General features: G+C 66.7%; 13 protein-coding genes. 6 read left to right on the top strand and 7 right to left on the bottom strand.

All coding sequences use genetic code 11. The features are described 5' to 3' along the window. Positions 1-305: ArsC/Spx/MgsR family protein (locus tag IT540_RS08515; protein WP_291175800.1), on the top strand; the 305-nt coding region annotated here is incomplete at its 5' end. A 127-nt stretch (positions 306-432) separates the two neighbouring features. After that, positions 433-1,893: a tetratricopeptide repeat protein gene (locus IT540_RS08510; protein ID WP_291175797.1), complete on the top strand. Its 1,461-nt coding sequence runs from the start codon at positions 433-435 to the stop codon at positions 1,891-1,893. 170 nt (positions 1,894-2,063) lie between these two features. Here the strand turns inward: IT540_RS08510 and IT540_RS08505 are convergent, their stop codons facing one another. The 3 genes from IT540_RS08505 to IT540_RS08495 form a co-directional block, all read right to left on the bottom strand. Next, positions 2,064-3,083 (bottom strand): caspase family protein, encoded by a 1,020-nt coding sequence (locus IT540_RS08505; RefSeq protein WP_291175794.1) that lies wholly within the window; start codon positions 3,081-3,083, stop codon positions 2,064-2,066. Positions 3,084-3,114: 31 nt separating this feature from the next. Continuing rightward, complete coding sequence (locus IT540_RS08500) at positions 3,115-3,795, bottom strand: OmpA family protein (RefSeq protein WP_291175790.1); 681 nt, start codon at positions 3,793-3,795, stop codon at positions 3,115-3,117. A gap of 243 nt (positions 3,796-4,038) precedes the next feature. Then, a complete protein-coding gene (locus IT540_RS08495) occupies positions 4,039-5,103 on the bottom strand; it encodes an autotransporter domain-containing protein (RefSeq protein ID WP_291175787.1) in 1,065 nt (354 codons plus the stop codon). Positions 5,104-5,646: 543 nt separating this feature from the next. Between IT540_RS08495 and recQ the strand changes: the two genes are divergently transcribed. Further along, complete coding sequence (recQ, locus tag IT540_RS08490) at positions 5,647-7,839, top strand: DNA helicase RecQ (protein ID WP_291175784.1); 2,193 nt, start codon at positions 5,647-5,649, stop codon at positions 7,837-7,839. A 122-nt stretch (positions 7,840-7,961) separates the two neighbouring features. Next, positions 7,962-9,602: a peptide chain release factor 3 gene (locus IT540_RS08485; protein ID WP_291175781.1), complete on the top strand. Its 1,641-nt coding sequence runs from the start codon at positions 7,962-7,964 to the stop codon at positions 9,600-9,602. 186 nt (positions 9,603-9,788) lie between these two features. On the opposite strand, the gene IT540_RS08480 is transcribed toward IT540_RS08485, so the two are convergent. From IT540_RS08480 to IT540_RS08470, 3 genes are all read right to left on the bottom strand, one after another. Then, positions 9,789-11,711, bottom strand: coding sequence for a hypothetical protein (locus IT540_RS08480; protein ID WP_291175779.1), 1,923 nt, complete (start codon positions 11,709-11,711; stop codon positions 9,789-9,791). 145 nt (positions 11,712-11,856) lie between these two features. Continuing rightward, the gene (locus IT540_RS08475) at positions 11,857-12,978 is read right to left on the bottom strand and encodes a hypothetical protein (RefSeq protein WP_291175776.1); all 1,122 of its coding nucleotides are present in this window, start codon (positions 12,976-12,978) and stop codon (positions 11,857-11,859) included. A gap of 7 nt (positions 12,979-12,985) precedes the next feature. Continuing rightward, positions 12,986-14,362 carry an amino acid permease gene (locus IT540_RS08470; RefSeq protein ID WP_291175773.1) on the bottom strand — a complete coding sequence of 459 codons (1,377 nt, stop codon included), beginning with the start codon at positions 14,360-14,362 and terminating at the stop codon, positions 12,986-12,988. 340 nt (positions 14,363-14,702) lie between these two features. Here IT540_RS08470 and IT540_RS08465 point away from each other — a divergent pair, with 340 nt between their 5' ends. Further along, positions 14,703-15,704 carry an alpha/beta hydrolase gene (locus tag IT540_RS08465; RefSeq protein WP_291175806.1) on the top strand — a complete coding sequence of 334 codons (1,002 nt, stop codon included), beginning with the start codon at positions 14,703-14,705 and terminating at the stop codon, positions 15,702-15,704. A gap of 238 nt (positions 15,705-15,942) precedes the next feature. Further along, the gene (locus IT540_RS08460; RefSeq protein ID WP_291175803.1) at positions 15,943-17,316 is read left to right on the top strand and encodes a methyl-accepting chemotaxis protein; all 1,374 of its coding nucleotides are present in this window, start codon (positions 15,943-15,945) and stop codon (positions 17,314-17,316) included. A gap of 225 nt (positions 17,317-17,541) precedes the next feature. Here the strand turns inward: IT540_RS08460 and IT540_RS08455 are convergent. Further along, positions 17,542-18,569: FAD-binding oxidoreductase (locus IT540_RS08455; RefSeq protein ID WP_291175770.1), on the bottom strand; the 1,028-nt coding region annotated here is incomplete at its 5' end.

Here is an 18,569-nt window from a genome sequence, read left to right as displayed (position 1 = left end):
GGGCGACGCTCGTGCGCCTCCTCAAGGCCATGGGCCTCAAGCCGCGCGAGCTCCTGCGCCGCAAGGGCACACCCTACAACGAGCTCGGCCTCGACGATCCGAAATGCACCGACGACGAGCTGATCGACCTCATGCTCGCCCATCCCATCCTGATCAACCGCCCCATCGTCGAGACGCCGCTCGGCGTACGCCTCTGCCGCCCGTCCGAGACCGTCCTCGAGATCCTTCCCAACCCGGACCTCGGCGCCTTCGCCAAGGAGGACGGCGAGGTCATCGCGCCCCGAAAGCGCAAACCCAAACCCTGACCAGTTCCCCCTGATTCGACGACACAAATCCTGGAGATCCAGGACCCCAGAACCGCTGTGGCGGCTTGCGCCGGGCAACCGGATCATGGGACAATCGCTGCGCTGACAAACGGTTGAGGGCACATCCGTGAAACGCAAGATCGCCGTCATTCTCGCGGCCGACATCGCCGGCTACAGCCGGTTGATCGCCGAGGACGAGGAGGAGACGCTGCGGCGTTTCGAAGGCTACCGCACCGTCTTCGCGGAGTTCGTGGACCGCGGCGGAGGACGCATCTTCAACACCGCGGGCGATGCCATCCTGGCCGAGTTCCAGAGCGCGGTGGAGGCGGTGCGCTGCGCCATCGACGTGCAGGAGAGCCTCAAGGCCCGCAACCTCGCTTATCCGGCGAGCCGGCACATGAACTTCCGCATCGGCATCACCATCGGCGACGTGGTTGAGCGCGAGAACGGCGACCTGCTCGGCGACGGCGTCAACATCGCGGCCCGCCTCGAGGGCGTGGCGCCGCCGGGCGGCATCTGCGTCTCGCGCTCCGTGCACGAGGCGGTCGCGAGCAAGATGGCGCTGCGCTTCGCCGATGCCGGTCCGCAGTCTCTGAAGAACATTCCCGAGCGCATCCACGCCTACACCCTGGCGCTCGAGGAGAGCCAACCCGCATCCGTCGTTGCGGAGAGCAGCAAGACGGCACCAGCCGCCGCGCCCGCGCTGGCGCTGGCCGCGCGGCTACCACAGCTTCTGGACACCTTGCGGGCGCATTGGACGACGGCCGCTCTCGCCGGCCTCGCCCTCGTCGTGGCCGGCGTCTACGCCTACGAGTACCTGCCGCGCGACACCGGCGAGAGCGAGACGGCGACTGCCGAGGAGCCTGCCCCGTCCACGTCGCCGGCCTCACCTGCCGCGACCATCGCTGCCACGCCTGACGAGACGCAAAGCAAGCCCGCGCCGGAGAAGCGTGTCGAGACGGCGGCGAAATCGCCCGAGCCCGATCCGAACCTCGTGCGTGCGGCACCGGGACCTCTCGCCTCGCGCTACGTGCTGACGCGCCAGTGGAAGGACTGCCACGAGAGTGACAACGCGGACCTCGCAGCCGATGCCTGCAAGGGCCTGCTGGACACGGGCGGGCTCAGCAGCGACGACCAGGCGACCATCCGCTACAAGTATGCGCGCGCGTTGCGCGACAAGGGCGACCCCGACGCCGCGATTGCGAGCTACGACCGCTCGATCGAGCTCAACCCGACCGCCGACGCCTACAACCACCGCGGCATCGCCTACTACGACAAGGGCGACTACACGCGCGCCATCGCCGACTATACGGAGGCCCTGCGGCTCAAGCCGTCGGACGCGGATGCCCTCAACAACCGCGCCTGGACCCGCTACAAGGCCGGCGAGCTCGACTCCGCGCTGCAGGACGCCAACCGCGCCATCGCGCTCGACGGCAGAAAAGCGTACATCTGGGACACCCGCGGCCATATCAACGAAGCACGCGGCGCCCGCAACGCGGCCATCAGCGACTACCGCAAGGCGTTGAACCTAGACGCCGGCTCCGACAGCAGCAGCGAGGGCCTGGCCCGCCTCGGCGCCGCGCACTAGCTCGTCCCCGCCTACACTGCGTAGAACGTACTGCCATCCAGGGCCTTGCCGGAACGTTCATGTGTCCCTGAACGGCCGTCTCGTCGCGAAGCCGGGACGAACGCAAACGCCACAAAGACAAAGGCGCGGACTTGCATCCGCGCCTCGACCGTCATCGGATTGTCAGACGCCTACAACCCCGCGCCCACGCCGACACCGAGGCCCGGTGGCGGACCGCTGCGGCGCGCCTGCGCGCCGCTCTTCTTCGGCTTGCGCGGCGATTGCGCCGTCGCCTTCTGGCGCTTACTGCCGCCCGGCGCAGCACCGTCGCGGTAGGTCGGCAGCAGCGGCGCGGCCATGCCCGGCGCCGTCGGCGTGAAGTAGTAGACGTCCGTCAGCGCGCTCTCCTCCCAGGGGATCTGGCGGCCGTTCGTCTCGTTCTGCACGTCGAGGCGCACCTTGATCATCATCTGGTGCACGTCGACGCCCTTGGTGCCGATGTGCTTCAGGAGCGCCTTGGTGAACGGGCTGTTGCGGCCGCCGCCATCGTCGGAGACGTTGTTCGGCTGCGTGGCATAGGCGCGGAAGATGCCCGACGCGCCGCTCGTCGACGGCCCGACCTTGACCTGCGAGATACCGCGGCTGAACGACAGCGAGCGCAGCTTACGTGTCCCGCCCTCCTGCGCCACGATCTGCAGACCCAGTTCCTCGCGCGAGGGTGTGTTACGGCATGCGTCGAGGAAGATCATGCCGAGCTTGGCCTTCTGCAGCGGCGTGACCACGCTCGAGATGTTGACCAGGCTCGACTCGAGCGCGTCCTTGCTCTGCGCCTCATCCTCGACCTGGATCTCCGCCGGCATATCCACCGGAATGAGGAAATTCTCGCCCGAGAGCGAGATGCCGTGCCCGGCGTAGAAGAACAGGCCTTCGTCGCCCGGCTTCAGCTCCTCCGCGAACTTCTCGAACGCCTCGTGCATCTGGTCGCGCGTGAGGTTCGTCCCCAGCATGACGTCGAAGGAGAGGTTGCGCAGCTTCTCCGCGATGTCGGCGGCGTCGTTCTGCGGGTTGGTGAGCTCGGCCACGTTCTGGTAGGCCGAGTTGCCGATCACAAGCGCGAGCCGCCGCGCCGCGGCCTCCGAGGGCGAGGCGACCGCCATGAGCGGCAGCAGCGCAAGGGAAAACAGGGAAAGGCGTACGGTGCTCAGGCGCATGGGCCCTATCCTTCCTTCGAAAGCGGCCCGCTTACTCGTGGCCGGGGTCGCTCAGCGGCTTGCTGGTGGACGCGGTCTTGTTGTCGGTCAGATTGACGATCTGAACGCGGCGGTTGATGCCGGCTCGCGGCGCGTGCGGATCCTTGAGGCGCTCTGCGCCGTAGCCCACGACCGTCAGACTGTCGGCCCCGACATCGAACTTCTCGCTGAGATAGGTCCGCACGGAGTCGGCGCGGCGCTCGGAGAGCGTCTGGTTGTACTCGGAGCGCCCCGTGGCATCCGTGTGCCCCGCGATCATGATCGACGCGCCCTTGAGCGAGTCATCCTGAAGCGCCGTGCCCAAGGCATCGAGCGTGCTCTTCGAGCGGTTCGAAACCTTGGCCGAGTTCAGATCGAAATAGATGACAAAATCGAGCGAGGGCTTGTCGGCAGCCGCGTCCGCAAGCTGCTGGCGCTCGGGCACCGAGAGGCCGCGGCTCGCGGCCTTCGAGGTGAGGTCATCGATCACCTTGGCCCGCTCGATCTCGGCCTGCGTCGGCTTCACGGAGAGCCCGCGCGTCTTGCGCGGCTTCAAGGCCTCGATGATCTGCTGCACGGATGGAACCTGGTCGGCCCGGGCCGTATCGACAGACCCGACGGGGCCGAGCACCAGCGCGAGCGCTGCGGCAAGGCCGCCCGCAAGAGCCTTGGATTTGAAAGAGATCGTCGCCATCGGAACCTCCAAATAGCGGCCCGCAGTATATCCCAATGGACGCATGCTGACCAGTATACCCACCACGGAGAACCAATCTTTGGTTTGCAAAGTCACCATCGATGGTCCCCATGTTGAAGTCATTGTCACCACAAGAGGTTTGGCGCCGTCTGTTCCATGCGGGACAAGCCTTGGCTAGACGAAGAAAAGAAAAAGGCGGGCACCGTTAAGGCCCGCCCTTCCGTTAACCAAATCGGCCGCTGCCTACTGCAGCTTGACCGACACGCCGAGCCGGGCGCCGATCGTCTTCTCGTCCTCGGAGAACTCGGTGTAGGCGGCCGCGCCATAGGTCAGCGCGCCCTTGACGTAGTCGAAGCCCAGCTCAACCTTGCCGAAGTCGTCGGCCTGCTCGAACTCCGCGACGAAGTCACCTTTGACCTCGATCTCCTCGTCGAAGACGTTCTTGTATGATGCCAGGACGTAGGGGCGCAGCACGCCACCACCATCGGTCTCGACGAGCGTGAACAAGGTGCCGGTGATAGAGCCGCTCCAGGCCTCGGCCACGCCCTTGATCTTCCCGGCAGCCGGATTGTTCACGAACGTAAAGCTGTCCGTGCTCACATCGTAGTGCCCGAGCCCGCCGCGCAGATCGAACCTCCATCCAGTCCCTGGCCAATCGAAGGTATAGCCGATGACGCTGTTCGTGAAATAACCCGAGACATCGTAGGAGTACTTGCTCCCAACCGTGCTCTCCACGCCGTCCGCCTCGCCCGACAGGCCGATGATGAGCGACATGCTGTAGAAGGAGCCTTTGCTCCAGAGGTAGCTGCCGCCGTAGATGAAGGCATCGATGTCGGTCTTGGCGCCCGACGTATCGATATCCTGCGAAAGCCGGTTGTAGCCCGCGAGCCCGTTGACCCTCACCTTGCCGCCGAAATAGGTGCCGGGCAGGTCGTAGGAGACATTGCCGAACACCGAGCCCTCGTCGATCTCGAAGCCCTGAGTGCGCAGTCCCGTGCTCTTCTCGACAAGGCCGTCGTGGCTGGTATGGCGAAGCCGCCCCGTCGGGCTTGCAAAGCCCGCGATCCCCGCCCCGACGTTAATCTGCTGCGAAGCAAATCCTTCGCCAATGGCCGACAAGCCCGATCCCAGCGCGGATGCGCTCGAAGCCGAATCCTCGCACTCGCTGTACCAGCTGGCGAGGAAGCCGCCCGACTCATAGAGGCACGGAATCTGAGCCTGCGCCGACGAGCCCGGGACCATCAGAAAGGCCGCCACGGCAAGCGCAAAAAGGCGCGCGGGCGCTCTCAAAGAATCTGCGTACCACATATCATCATCCCTGAAATAAGGTAATGGATAGCGTCGTACGCAGAACCACTTGGACAAAGCCGTAACCGCGATTCCGATGATTCGGAAGCCGACTTAGGCCGATAACTGACATTACCTAAAGGGTTCGGCCATCTCTGTTGCGAAACCGCCACCCGTCGTCCGCCGCCAAATGCGCCAGCCGCAGAGCGCAACAATAGTGAAGGACGAACGCCAGGAGCCCTGCGGCCTTATTCGGCATATTGGGGCCGCCCCCCTCCAGGCGAGTTGCGCCGCGGAGGGCGGGGTGAAATGAGGCCCCTGACGCTCTCCTAGTTTACGGCATCCGCTCCGACACCGATACATGCCGCCACTCACTAGGCCCGCACCTCCCTATCACTCCTGACCGACCTGTGGACAGCAACAGCGCGCTCGCTGTCCAGTGGCGCAGAGAATCGCGCTAGCGTCCCCAGGAGCCTGATCGAATCCCGAATGGGAATCGGACTCTGAAACAGGAAGTCTGTTAACGTGCCGGCCGGGTCTCCGAAGACCAGCCAAGGGTTCTTCATGCCGCCTGCCGCCTTGCGGACATCCGCCGCCCTGCTGCCGCTTGCGCCGGCGCCGAGCCTCGCCGAGGCCCAGCACGTGCTAGAGGAGGTATTCGGCTATGCGAGCTTCCGCCCGCACCAGGCCGACATCATCGAGACCCTGATCACGGGCGGCGACGTGCTGGCGCTGATGCCGACCGGCGGCGGCAAATCGCTCTGCTATCAGATCCCGGCCCTCGTGCGCTCCGGAACCGGCCTCGTCGTCTCGCCGCTGATCGCGCTGATGCAGGACCAGGTGGACGCACTGAAGGAAGCTGGCGTCCGCGCCGCCTTCCTCAACTCCTCCCAGGATCGCGGACAGCAGGACACAATCGAGCGCCGCCTCGCGGCGGGCGACCTCGACCTCCTCTATGTCGCCCCCGAGCGCCTCGTGCAGGAGCGCACGCTGCGCCTGCTGGAGCGGGCGCAGATCGCCCTCTTCGCCATCGACGAGGCGCACTGCGTCTCCCAGTGGGGGCACGACTTCCGCCCCGAGTACCGCCAGCTCAAGGTGCTGGCCGAGCGCTTCCCCACGATCCCGCGCATCGCGCTGACCGCCACCGCCGACGACCGCACGCGCGAGGAGATCGCGACCGAGCTGCGCCTCGACAACGCGCGCCGCTTCGTGGCGAGCTTCGACCGACCGAACATCCGCTACACGATTGCGGAGATGGGCTCCATGAGCGCCCGCGAGCGCCCGTGGAGCTTCATCTCGACGGAGCACCCGAACGACGCCGGCATCGTCTATTGCCTCTCGCGCAAGTCCGTCGAGGAGATGGCGGACTGGCTCGTGCGCAAGGGCCGTACGGCGCTGGCCTACCACGCAGGCCTTGAGCCCGAGGTGCGCCGGCGGGCGCAGGAGCGCTTCCTGAAGGACGACGCCGTCATCATGGTAGCGACCATCGCCTTCGGCATGGGCATCGACAAGCCGGACGTCCGCTTCGTCGCCCACCTGAACCTGCCGCGCTCCATGGAGGCCTACTACCAGGAGACCGGCCGCGCCGGCCGCGACGGCGAGCCGGCCAACGCCTGGCTCGCCTACGGCATGCAGGACATCGTGCAGCAGACGCAGTGGATTGCCGGCAGCGAAGGCTCGGAGCTGTTCAAGCGCACCCAGCGCCAGAAGCTCGACGCGCTGGTGGGTCTCTGCGAGGCCGTCACCTGCCGCCGCCAGCTCCTGCTCGCCTACTTCGGCGAGACGCGCGCGGAGCCATGCGGCAACTGCGACAACTGCCTCGAGCCGCCGAAGACGGTGGACGGCACCGTGCTCGCGCAGAAGGCGCTGTCGACCGTCTACCGCACCGGCGAGCGCTTCGGCGTCGGCTACCTGATCGACGTCCTCAACGCCAAGGACAACGAGCGCGCCTGCCGCAACGGCCACGACCGCCTTTCCGTCTGGGGCATCGGCAAGGACACCGAGGCTACGGTCTGGCGCAGCCTGTTCCGCCAGCTCACGGCCTTGGGCTATCTCGCCTCCGACGACGAGGGCCACGGCACGCTGCACCTCGCGGAGAAGGCGCGCCCACTCCTGCGCGGCGAGGAGCGCTTCATGCTGCGCCTCGCCCCGCCACGCGAGAAGAAGAGCAAAACGAAAAGCGGCTCGGCCGCGGCGAGCAAAGTCGAGACCGCCGACCGTCCGCTCTACGAGGCGCTCCGCGCACTGCGCCTCAAGCTCGCCACCGAGGCCGGCCTGCCGCCCTACGTCATCTGCCACGACAAGACGCTCGTTGAGCTGGCGAGCCAGCGCCCGGCGGACGAAGCCGGCCTGCACGGCATCACCGGCCTCGGCACCAGCAAGATCCGCCGCTATGGACAGGCGTTCCTGGAGACCATCGCACGCTTCGCGCCACACGCAGCGCTGAGCAACCGCCTCTCGCCGACAGTTAACCAGACGCTCGCGCTCCACCTCGCCGGTGTCGCACCGCAGGATATCGCCACCGAGCGCAACCTTGACGTTTCGACCATCTACACCCACTTCGCGGAGGCGATAGAGGCCGGCGTCGTCGCGGCCGGCGACGTGCTCGACCTCGATCCGGCCGACGTCGACGAGATCCACGCCGTGTTCGAGCGGCTCGGCACGCTGGAGTCGGGCAAGCTCGGCCCAGCCCACGCCGCTTTGGACGGCCGCTTCGACTACGGCATCCTGAAGTGCCTCCTGGCCGAGCTGGCGTAGCGCCTGTGGCCCCCTCACCCGGACGCTATTGCAAATCGCGTCCGGGTGAGGGGGCGCCGCCAGGGTTACGGTCGGGAAAAACGATGCTATAGACCCGGCAAAACGACATCCCGGACAGGATCATGAGCGACGAAACCCGGGCGCAGACGGCCTCGGAGCAGCCCGCGCCGCCCGCATCCAAGCCCTCCGCACCGGCCGACCGCAAGCTGGCGGACGAGATCGCGCGGCGGCGCACGTTCGCCATCATCTCGCACCCCGACGCCGGCAAGACGACGCTGACTGAGAAGCTTCTCTTGTTCGGCGGCGCCATCCAGCTTGCCGGCCAGGTCAAGGCCAAGAAGGACGGCCGCGCCACGCGTTCCGACTGGATGGCCATCGAGAAGGCGCGCGGCATCTCCGTCGCTACCTCCGTCATGACCTTCGAGTACGGCGGCGCCGTCTTCAACTTGCTCGACACGCCGGGCCACGAAGACTTCTCGGACGACACCTACCGCACGCTGACCGCGGTCGATAGTGCCATCATGGTCATCGACGCTGCACGCGGCATCGAGACGCGAACGCGCAAGCTGTTTGAGATCTGCCGCATGCGCGACATCCCCATCGTCACCTTCATCAACAAGCTCGACCGCGAGGCGCGCGAGCCGCTCGACCTGCTCGACGAGATCGAGAAGACGCTGGCGCTCGACACGGCGCCCATGGTGTGGCCCATCGGACAGGGCCGCGACTTCCGCGGCACCTATGACCTCTACCAGCCGCGCGTGCGCCGCCTCGAGGAGAACCCGGACGGCCAGCCCGTCACCGGCCCCGACGATCCGCTGTTCGCCGAGCTGATGGAGGAGGACTCCTACGCCCGCTGGCGCGAGGAGATCGATCTCGTCGCGGAAGCCTGCGGCCGCTTCGACCTCGAGAAGTTCCGCCACGGGGCGCTGACGCCGGTCTACTTCGGCTCAGCGCTGAAGAACTTCGGTGTCCGCGACGTGCTGGATGCCTTGAAAAACTTCGCGCCGCCACCGCTCTCGCAGCGCGCCGCCACGCGCGAGATCGAGGCCACCGAGCCCGCCATGACCGGCATCGTGTTCAAGATCCAGGCGAACATGGACCCGAACCACCGCGACCGCATCGCCTTCATGCGCGTCTGCTCGGGCAAGCTCACGCGCGGCATGAAGGTGAAGCACGTGCGCTCGGGCAAGACCATGGCGCTCACCGCGCCGCAGTTCTTCTTCGCCCAGGACCGCTCCATCGCCGAGGAGGCCTTTGCCGGCGACGTGGTCGGCATCCCCAATCGCGGCACGCTGAGAATTGGCGACGCGCTGACCGAGGGCGAGGACATCACGTTCCTCGGCATCCCGAGCTTCGCCCCCGAGATCCTGCGCCGCATCCGGCTCGAGGATGCCATCAAGGCCAGGAAGCTCAAGGACGCCATCCGCGAGATGGCCGAGGAAGGTGTGGTGCAGGTGTTCAATCCGCTCGACGGCACTCAGCCCGTGGTGGGCGTCATCGGCGCGCTGCAGCTCGACGTGCTCGCCGACCGGCTCGTCCACGAGTACGGCCTCAAGACGGACTTCGACCCCGCGCCCTGCGACGCCGTGCGCTGGATCCGCGCCAAGGATCCGGCGGCGCTGAAGCGCTTCATCGAGGCCAACCGCTCGTCGGTCGCCACCGACCTCGACGGTGACTACGTCTACCTTCCGGCCTCGGTCTTCACGCTCAACTACAACGCCGGCCGCAACCCCGAGATCGAATTCATCGAGATCAAGACATAGCGGCCATCGTTCCTTGAGCGTCCCTCACCCGGAAGCGATCTGACGATCGCTTCCGACCTCTCCCCACTGGGGAGAGGTGAGAAAGGCGCACCCCCTTTACCTCTCCCCAGTGGGGAGAGGTCGGCCGCTCAAGCGGCCGGGTGAGGGGGGCACCTCACTTGATAAAATGGGCCGGCAATCCGCTTGTCACGCCGGGAAAGCGACCGGCCGCTCGACGGGCTGTTGGCCGGCGACGGCGATGTCCGTTGGTACGCCGACGGCGTCGAGCTTGCGGCCGAGGTCGGCAACCCACTGCGCAGTGCGGGTGAAGGTGGCATCGTGCAGGAATGCCGCCGTCGGGGCGAAGCCCTCCGCCTGGCCGATCGACAGCGCCACGATCTTGCGGAACGCCGGGATGTCGAAATAGGAGGTGTGCACCAGCTCCTTCCAGGACAGGTAGCCCGCGATCAGCCCCGACTTGCTCTCCTCGCCCTCCGCGAACGCGAATGTGCTGATCGCGTTCCGGAACTTGGCGATCGATTGCGCCGCCATCTGGTTGCTGTGTGCCGAGATCGCCTCCGACACCTCGTCGGGCAGGAGGCAGGTCACGGGCTCGAGCCAGGAGGGACCGTAGTCCGCTCCGACGACGACCTCCCCTTCCGTGTCGTTGCCGAACGTCGACCGCTTGACCTCGGCCAGCGTCACATGGTTGAGCACGCGGCTCACCCAGCGGCTGACGATGCGCGCCAGATACTCGATCACCGCGAGCGCGCCCAGCGCCAGCAGCGCGAACGCGACGGGCACCAGCACCACCGGGATCAGGAGCCGCAGCACGCCGCCGACCCGCCCGCCGAAGATCTCGTCGTCCACCACGGCGCTGGAAAGCTCGTCGGTCACGACGTGAAACAGAAGCTTGCTGTTGAGCGCATAGTCGTGCCCGCCTCCGCAGAGGCGGTTGCCCTCGCAGGGCTTGCGGTCGCGCATCAGGAAGCGCCGCTTGAAGCGCTGCGCACGCTCGGCCTCCGCGAACTGCGGGAACGACTGCTCGAGCTGGCGCCGTTTCGCCGCCAGCTCCCTGCGGATATCATCCGACTTGCGCCGCGCGTCGTCCGCCGCAAGCGGATCGAGCCCGCTCCGCTCGCCCTGCCGCCGCACCTCCCGCATGCGTTGGTTGAGCGACCGCATTTCCTCGCGTGCCTTGGTGACGGCTGCGTCCTCGTCCGCGAACTCGTGCACGTCGTAGACCTTCGTCTGCAGGAAATCCGAGATCGCAAGCATGATGGTCGGCGATGTGACGACGAACAGATACACGAGCGGCAGCGCGATGATGGCCGCCTTGGTCAGCGTCGAAGCCGCGAAGTCCTTCTCGAAGAAATGCATCTGCACGTTCGGCAGGTAGCGCAGCCCGTGTACCGCCTCGTCGTCCTTGTGGCAGAGCGGCAGCCATTTGTCCGCGTAGTGCTCCTGCGCCCTCTGCACGGCGCCGCGGCCGTAGCCCATGAGCTCTCGCCCGTCGAGATAGCGGAACACGAGATAGGAGAAGAGCATCGGCAGCGACATCATGGTGCCGGAAAAGAGCAGCGCCGTGTAGAAGCGCTCGCCGCGCCTCTGGAACCCCTGCCCGAAGAGCTCGCCCGCCATGTAGAACAGGAACATCATGAAGAGCATGAGCGAGGCGACGAAGATCACTTTCCGGGTGAGCGTCAGCCGCGTGAACAGGAAGCGCTCCTTGCGCATGCCCACGAAGGGCGTCCCGACCGTGATCCAGCGCTTGAGATGCGTGAGCGGCTTCCTCTTGGCGACGCTCTCGATCAGCGCCGAGGCGATCACCGATCCGCCGTGGCTGTGGCCGACGACGCAGTAGGGCTCGCCCCGCGCGTCGAGCCCGCGCAAGACCCGGAGCAACGCCGAGCCCGCGTTCCGCCGGTCGATCTCGCTGTTGAGCGAGCTCCAGGTGAAGGGCACCACCTCGACGGGGCCGCCTTCCGCGCCGGCCACCTTGGACTTGAGATCGGCTTCGAACTCACTGCCGTGCTGCCACCACTGCGTCTCGCCGTCTCCGATATTGAGGGCTTCGGCTGTGCCCCCCGAATGGGCAAACGTGCCGTGAACGGTGACGACGGTGGCCACGTGAACCTCCCTGACGCGCGACTTTAGGCGGAATCCCCGGAGCGATCGGGCGATAACGTACAATGTGGACTGAAGCTAGGCAAAGCCCGAGCAATGCGGGCCTTCGAAACATCCTGGACCAAAAAATCCCCCTCTGCGCGCCCGTTCAAGGCCGCGGCTGCTCCGCCTCCGCCCTGACTGTTTCCCGCACGGCAAGCAGAAGATTGGATTCGTTCGGCCGCCACCGGTAGCCGATACCGAAGTCCAACGGCTGCGCGCGCCCCTTGGCAAACAGGTCCCGCATCTGCGGCTGATAGGTTTTCGGCGAGAAGATGCTGATGGGCTTGAGATAGCGCCCGAAGGCCTCGATCCGCCAGTCCTTCTCGTCCAGGAAGCGGATCGGCACGCCGGAGTCGTCCTGCACCAGCGTCGCCGTATTGGCGACGACGAAATCGCGCACCGTCGAGAAATTGTCCGAGTGCATGAGGTAGGACGCGCTCTTCACAAAACTGTCGCCCTGCCCGAAGCCCTTGCAGAAGGCGAGGAAGCCGCTCGTCTTGAGGCCCCAGTTCGAGAGGTCGGTGCTGAAATAGTAGAGCGTCTGCTCGGCCCCGCTGCCGGACACGAACGTGATCTTGACGCCCGGGCTCGCGCCCTTCTCGAGCGGACCGTCGGCGACGGGCGTCACCGTCCCGTCCGGATTGAGCGTGACCAGCGTCGTCTCGCGCACGGTCTTTCCGCTGCGGGCGAGGAAGGTATAGAGGATCGGCAGCGTCCCGGTGAGCCGCCCGTCGCGCAGCTCCGTCTTCATCTTCTTGGTGATGAAGAAGCTGAACGAGAGCACCGAGTTGAGCGAGTGCTGCAAGCCCCTGAGCTCACCCCCGAGCGCCTTGGGCGGCAGCGCCGCGAGATCCGGCACCGCCCCGACCGGCTCGAGACCCGAAAGCACATAGACCGACGCGCCTTCGAAGAAGGCATCTGCGTAGAGGAAGTCGGGACCGCTGAACATGTAGAACAGCACCGGCTTGCGGACCGGAACGTGCTTGGCCGACCACGCCCGGATCTTGCCAAGCTGGCGCTGCTCGAGGCTGTCCCAGGCCTTGTCGAAGTATTTGGCATGCGTTTGCCATGCCGTGTCGCGCGTCAGCGGCTCGAGCGGCGAGCCGGCCGAAGGCGGAAGCCCCGCGAGCACGCGCGCGTTGTCGTCGGCCGTCGCCTTGCTGTCGGCATGCGCCGCCGCCGGCAGCAGAAGCGCGAGGGCGGCAAAAAGTGCCCGAAACCGTTTCATGGACCTGTCATCCTTTGACCGCGCGTTGAGGGTCGTCGTCGCCGTGCGCGGACGCGCGTCGCGACAGAAAGAAGAGCACGAGCCCAGAGGCCATCAGCCCGAGGCTTGCCAGTGATTGCGCGGGCCGCTCCGAGAGCAGATAGCCCATCATGAGCCCCGTGACGACGAGGAACACGAGCGGCGTCAGCGGATACGCCCATACCCTGTAGGGACGTGGCAGTTCCGGCCGAGTGACGCGCAGCACGATCACGCCGGCGACGGCGAGGAACGAGCACAGCGTCAGGCTGAACTGGATGAAGTCGAGCACCGCCTCGAAGCTCTGCGTGAAGAGCAGGAGCGTGACGACGGCGATCTGAAGCGCGAGCGCGACGATCGGCGCGCCGCTGCGCGAGTGGCGTGAGAAGATGCGAAGGAGCGAGAAGTCCTCGCCCATGGCCACCGTCACGCGCGGGCCGATCCACATCATGGCGCTGATCGCCGACACGAGGCCGATGCAGATCAGCGCCGCCACCACGCGCCCGCCCGTCGGCCCGAAAATGTGCTCGCCCGCGATCTGCGCCACGTTGAGCTGGCCGGCCATGGCGGCGACCGGCGTCGTGTAGAGGAACACCGCGTTGAGCGCCACGTAGAGCACCGTCACCACCAGCGTCGCGACGAACATGGCCACCGGGAGGCTGCGCTCCGGCTCCTTGACGTCCCCCGCGATATAGGTGGCCGCGTTCCAGCCCGAGTAGGAGTACATGACGAACACGAGGCTGACCGCGAACGGCGCGCTGGCGATGAGCCCGAGATCGCCCGGCTGCGGCAGAAACGAGATCGGCTGCGGGTCGGCGACGCTGAAGCCGGCAACGATGAAGGCGATGATCAGCGCCACCTTGATCAGCGTCGACACGTTCTGGAACACCGTTCCCGGCTTGAGCCCCGAAAGGTGCACCAGCGTCACGCCCCACGCGACCAGGAGCCCGAGGATTAGCGGCGGCGCACCCGGCACCACGCCGGCGAAGTACTCGCCGAACGCCATGGCCGCGAGCGCCACCGGCGCCGCGAAGCCGACCGTCGCCGAGACCCATCCGGCCATGAACCCGAGCGCCGGGTGATAGATCCGCGAAAGAAAGTTGTACTCGCCGCCCGAGCGCGGGAACGCCACCGCGAGCTCCGCATAGGAGAGCGCGCCACCGAGCGCCGCTAGCCCGCCGACTATCCACAGCATCAGGATCGGAAAGCCTGACGGGATGGAGGCGAGTTGGAATCCGAGGCTCGTGAAAACGCCGATGCCGATCATGTCGGCGACCGCGATGGCCGTGGCCGTCGTGGTCGAGACCGTTCGCCCGCCCGGCGCGGCCGGGCCGGCGGCCGGCGTCGAAGAAGGATCGGACAAGGTCATGAAAAATCCAGGAGAATGAAAGAGGCTCACACCCTAGAAGGCCGCGCCCGGATCGCCAAGCTGAAGCTGGAAATGGCCCGAACGCGTTGCAGAATTGCACCGCATACGTGCAGTCCGCCCACAGCCTTCCGTCCCAGATCTCGACACGATTGGCCGTTAGGCAGGTGAGACGGTCATAAAGCTCCGCGAAACCAAGCCGGCGTTAGGGTCGGAGTTGACCGGCGCCTGGCGGCAAGCCCCGCGCGCAGCGGCCTTGAGCGTGGATTGCAGTGACGACCGGGTGAGGAGCAGCAGTGGCGGTATGGTGATGGGACGCCGGGCCGGATCGCACAACGTGGGAATGGTCTTCGCCCTCGCCGCCGGCTTCGCGCTCGCGCCGGCCGCGCCGTCGTGGGCCAAGACCCCGGCCGCACGCGACACCCAGCGCGCGGCCGTGCCGAAGCCCCAGCAGGTCCAATCCCGCGCCGGGCCGCTGAAGAAAGCCAAGACCACGCTCGTCGCCTTCCAGACCGCCCCCTTCCCCTATCGCGGCACCGTCCCCGGCTCAGCCAAGCCGTTCCTCGACGTCAACGAGGACGGACGGCGCGGCCACACGACCCCATACGGCCGGCTCTACTGGGAGGACGAAACCTACAGCGACAGTCGCGTGCTGCTGCACCTCCCGAAAGGCTTCGACGTGCGCCGCCCGTCCGTCATGATCGTGTTCTTCCACGGTCACGGCGCCACGCTCGAGCGCGACGTCCTGCGCCGGCAGCGCGTCGCCGACCAGGTCACACGCTCCGGCGCCAACGCCGTGCTGATCGCGCCGCAGTTCGCGGTCAATGCCGCGGACTCGAGCGCGGGGCGCTTCTGGGAGCCCGGCGCCTTCGGGCGCTTCATGGGCGAGGCCGCCGAAGCGCTGGCGAAGTTGCATGGCGACCCGAAGAGCGTGCGCACCTTCGCCTCCGCGCCCGTGATCCTCGTCGCCTACAGCGGCGGCTATCTCGCGGCCGCCTCCTGCGCACAAAACGGCGGCCTCAACAAGCGCCTGCGAGGCGTCGTTCTGCTCGACGCGCTCTACGGCGAGCTCGGCAAGTTCGCCTCCTGGATCGAGAACGACCGCTCGGCCTTCTTCGTCAGCGCCTACCTCGACTCGACGCGCGAGAAGAACTCCAAGCTCGCCGAGATCCTGAGCACGCGCGACATCGCCTACGCCACCGAGCTCGATCGTCCGCTGCACCAGGGCGATATCGCGCTGCTCTCGGGCGGCGAGAACGTCACGCATCGCAGCTTCGTGACACAGGCCTGGGTCGACAATCCCATCGAGGACCTGCTGCGCCGCCTCCCCGGTTACCGCCGCTAGACGACGGCGCCGCTCCTCTGGCCCGCCGCAAAGTGTTCGCCAGTCAACCGACGAATAATGTTGATCGGACCGTGTACGGTTAAGCGGCCTTTAACGGCTAAGGCTTAAGTCTATTCAGCGGTGCATCCTCGGGTTGCCAGTCGATGCGCACGCGGTCCTGGGGCTGCGGACGCGAGCAGACCGGCGCGACCCGGCACCACGTAAGAAAAAGACCCAAGGAGAGACCGCAGTGTTTGCCATGCGCCGCCCCGGCGAATCCAAGACCTCCGTCGCGTCTCAAGCCACCATCACGACCGGCACCACCCCCCAGGACCTTGTTGTGGCCATCGAGGAATTGATCCGCGACAGGCTGCACTCGAACGTCGTTGTCGACGGCCCGATTTCACAGGCCCTTTCGCGGCTTGTCGCGTTGGTGCAGACGGCCTACACCAACCAGCTCAAGCTGGCCGGCGACCTCGGCAAGGAGGCCTGCGAGGCTTCCGTCAACATCGGCTGGCTGTCCCATGATTTCGGAGAGGTCGCACAATCGACGGTCTCAATCTCGAGCGCCGTCGAGGAGATGGCGGCCTCCATCGCCGAGCTGTCGACCGTCTCCGCCCAAAGTGCGAGCCAGACCGAGAACGCGCGCGACACGATGCGTAGCTGCATCAACGATGCCCGCGCCGCCGTCGAGGCCATGACCAGCATCCAGAGCCAGTCGAGCAAGATCGGCGACCAGGTGTCCGTGCTGCAGGCCGCCGTCGACCAGATCGGCGAGATGGCGACCTCGATCGACTCCATCGCCCGCCAGACCAACCTGCTCGCGCTCAACGCCACCATCGAGGCGGCGCGCGCGGGCGAGGCCGGCCGCGGCTTCGCCGTGGTCGCCGCCGAGGTCAAGACGCTCTCCGTGGAGACGGGCAAGGCGACGCAGGAGATCCGCTCCCGCGTCGAAGCGCTCACGCGCGAGATGCACGAGATCCGCCAGGCGGTGGCCAACAGTCTGAAGTCCGTCGCCTCCGGCAGCTCCGTCGTGACGCAGGTCGGAACCATCATCGAAAGCCTGGGCGACGAGGTCGCCGAGGTTGCCGAGCGCATCCGCAGCCTCTCGAACGTCCTCGAGCAGCAGCGCGCCGCAACCGCCGAGATTACCCACAACGTCGTGCGCATCTCCGAGAAGGCCACCAAGAGCAAGGACGAGGTGCAGAAGATCGGCAAGCGCCTCGAGGACTGCGAGGACATGCTGCGCAAGGCCTTCGACAGCGCGGAGCTTCCCGTGCGCTGCCAGGCCATCATGCGGCTCGGAGCGGAGGCCCTGTTCTGGAAGCGCCAGCTCGCCCAGATCCTGCTCGGCACGACGCCCGTCCCCGCCGCCGCACCGCAATTGCCCCAGGCCGGCGTGATGGCCGAGGCGGAGGAGATCTGCAGGGCCGCCGGCGGCGGACTGGTGCTGGCCTCCGAGTTGTCGTCCGCATTGGCGAACGCCCACACCCAGGCATCCAAGATGATCGATGCGGTCCGCAGCCAGAACTGGGGCAACGCCACGCCCGCCTACGTCGCCTGCGACGAGGCTATTGCCAAGGCTCACGAGGCCATCGCCAAGCTTCTGGAGAAAGCTGCCTCCGTAGCCTAGCAGCGAGACGATCTCGCACCAGCCGATCGCGAGCCTCAACCCTTCAAGGCAACAACCCTTTCAACGTCATGGCCAGGTCAACCCCGGCCATGACGTAAAAGGGGCTCGGAACCGCATACAAAACTCGACGTCATCCCGGCATCATGGCGGAGCCATGCTTCGCATGGACGGCCGGGATCCAGACACGTCGAGCAAACTGGCACGTACCCGCCTGCTCAGAAGGCGTCAAAGCAGGTCCTTGAGGCGGTAGTAGAGCATGCCCAGCGCCAGCATCTGGTTGCCGAGGAACTGACCGACCGGCAGCCGCACGTGGCGGATCCGCTCGAAGAGATCCAGCTTCTCCATCGTGCCGGAGATGGCATCCGCCACGATCTCGCCCGCGATGTGCGTGGCATTGACCCCATGCCCGCAGTAGCCCTGCATGTAGTAGACGTTGGGCTCGAGCCTCCCGATCGCCGGCACGCGGCTGAGAACTATGTCGATCTTCCCGCCCCACGCGTAGTCGAGGGCCACGCCCTCGAGCTGCGGGAAGATGTCGACGAGCCGCGGCCGCAGCGTCTCGCGGATGTCGCGCGGATCGCGGTTCGAATAGTTGCAGCGTCCGCCGAACAACAGCCGCCGGTCAGCCGACAGGCGGAAATAGTCGAGCACGATGTTGCTGTCGGCGACGGCGCGGTCGTGCGGGATAATCTCGCGCGCCAGCGCCTCGGGGAGCGGCTCGGTAGCGACGATGTAGCTCCCGGTCGGAAACACAAGTCCCCACAGCCGTCCGCGTTGGAGCGCGGCGTCCGCATAACCCGCGAGCACGACGGACGAGGCTTCCACGCGACCCTCGGCCGTCTCCGCGAACGGATTGGCACCACCGCCAAACGCGACCACGGGGGACTCCTCGAAGATCTCGACGCCGAGCCCGGCCGCCCCACGCGCTTCCCCAAGGCACAGGTTGAGCGGATGCAGGTGCCCGCTCTTAGCGTCGATCATGGCGCCATGGTAGGCGCGCGAGCCGAGCACGCGCTCCATGTCGCCCGCCTCGACGAGCTCGAGCCCGTCGCCGTCCCCGGCCACGCGGCGCTCGTCCACGTAGGCGCGCAACGCATCCATGTGGCGCGGCCGCGCGGCCACCTCCATCCAGCCATGCTTGAGGTCGCAGCGGATCTGGTGGCGCTCGATGCGGCCCTCGATGATGTCGTGGCCGAGGTAACGGATCTCCGAGAGCAGCCGCCGCCCGGCCTCCCCGAGCTGGCTCTCGATGC

This window comes from Hyphomicrobium sp., assembly GCF_020852195.1.
In the GTDB taxonomy this organism is placed as follows: domain Bacteria; phylum Pseudomonadota; class Alphaproteobacteria; order Rhizobiales; family Hyphomicrobiaceae; genus Hyphomicrobium_C.
This window is presented reverse-complemented; position numbering and strand designations above follow the sequence as displayed.

Bases quoted from the DNA above. Each gene is read 5' to 3' on its own strand.
- IT540_RS08505 (WP_291175794.1), bottom strand. From the start codon at position 3,083: ATGCGCCTGAGCACCGTACGCCTTTCCCTGTTTTCCCTTGCGCTGCTG.
- IT540_RS08500 (WP_291175790.1), bottom strand. From the start codon at position 3,795: ATGGCGACGATCTCTTTCAAATCCAAGGCTCTTGCGGGCGGCCTTGCC.
- IT540_RS08495 (WP_291175787.1), bottom strand. From the start codon at position 5,103: ATGTGGTACGCAGATTCTTTGAGAGCGCCCGCGCGCCTTTTTGCGCTT.
- recQ (WP_291175784.1), top strand. From the start codon at position 5,647: ATGCCGCCTGCCGCCTTGCGGACATCCGCCGCCCTGCTGCCGCTTGCG.
- IT540_RS08485 (WP_291175781.1), top strand. From the start codon at position 7,962: ATGAGCGACGAAACCCGGGCGCAGACGGCCTCGGAGCAGCCCGCGCCG.
- IT540_RS08475 (WP_291175776.1), bottom strand. From the start codon at position 12,978: ATGAAACGGTTTCGGGCACTTTTTGCCGCCCTCGCGCTTCTGCTGCCG.
- IT540_RS08470 (WP_291175773.1), bottom strand. From the start codon at position 14,362: ATGACCTTGTCCGATCCTTCTTCGACGCCGGCCGCCGGCCCGGCCGCG.
- IT540_RS08465 (WP_291175806.1), top strand. From the start codon at position 14,703: ATGGTCTTCGCCCTCGCCGCCGGCTTCGCGCTCGCGCCGGCCGCGCCG.
- IT540_RS08460 (WP_291175803.1), top strand. From the start codon at position 15,943: ATGCGCCGCCCCGGCGAATCCAAGACCTCCGTCGCGTCTCAAGCCACC.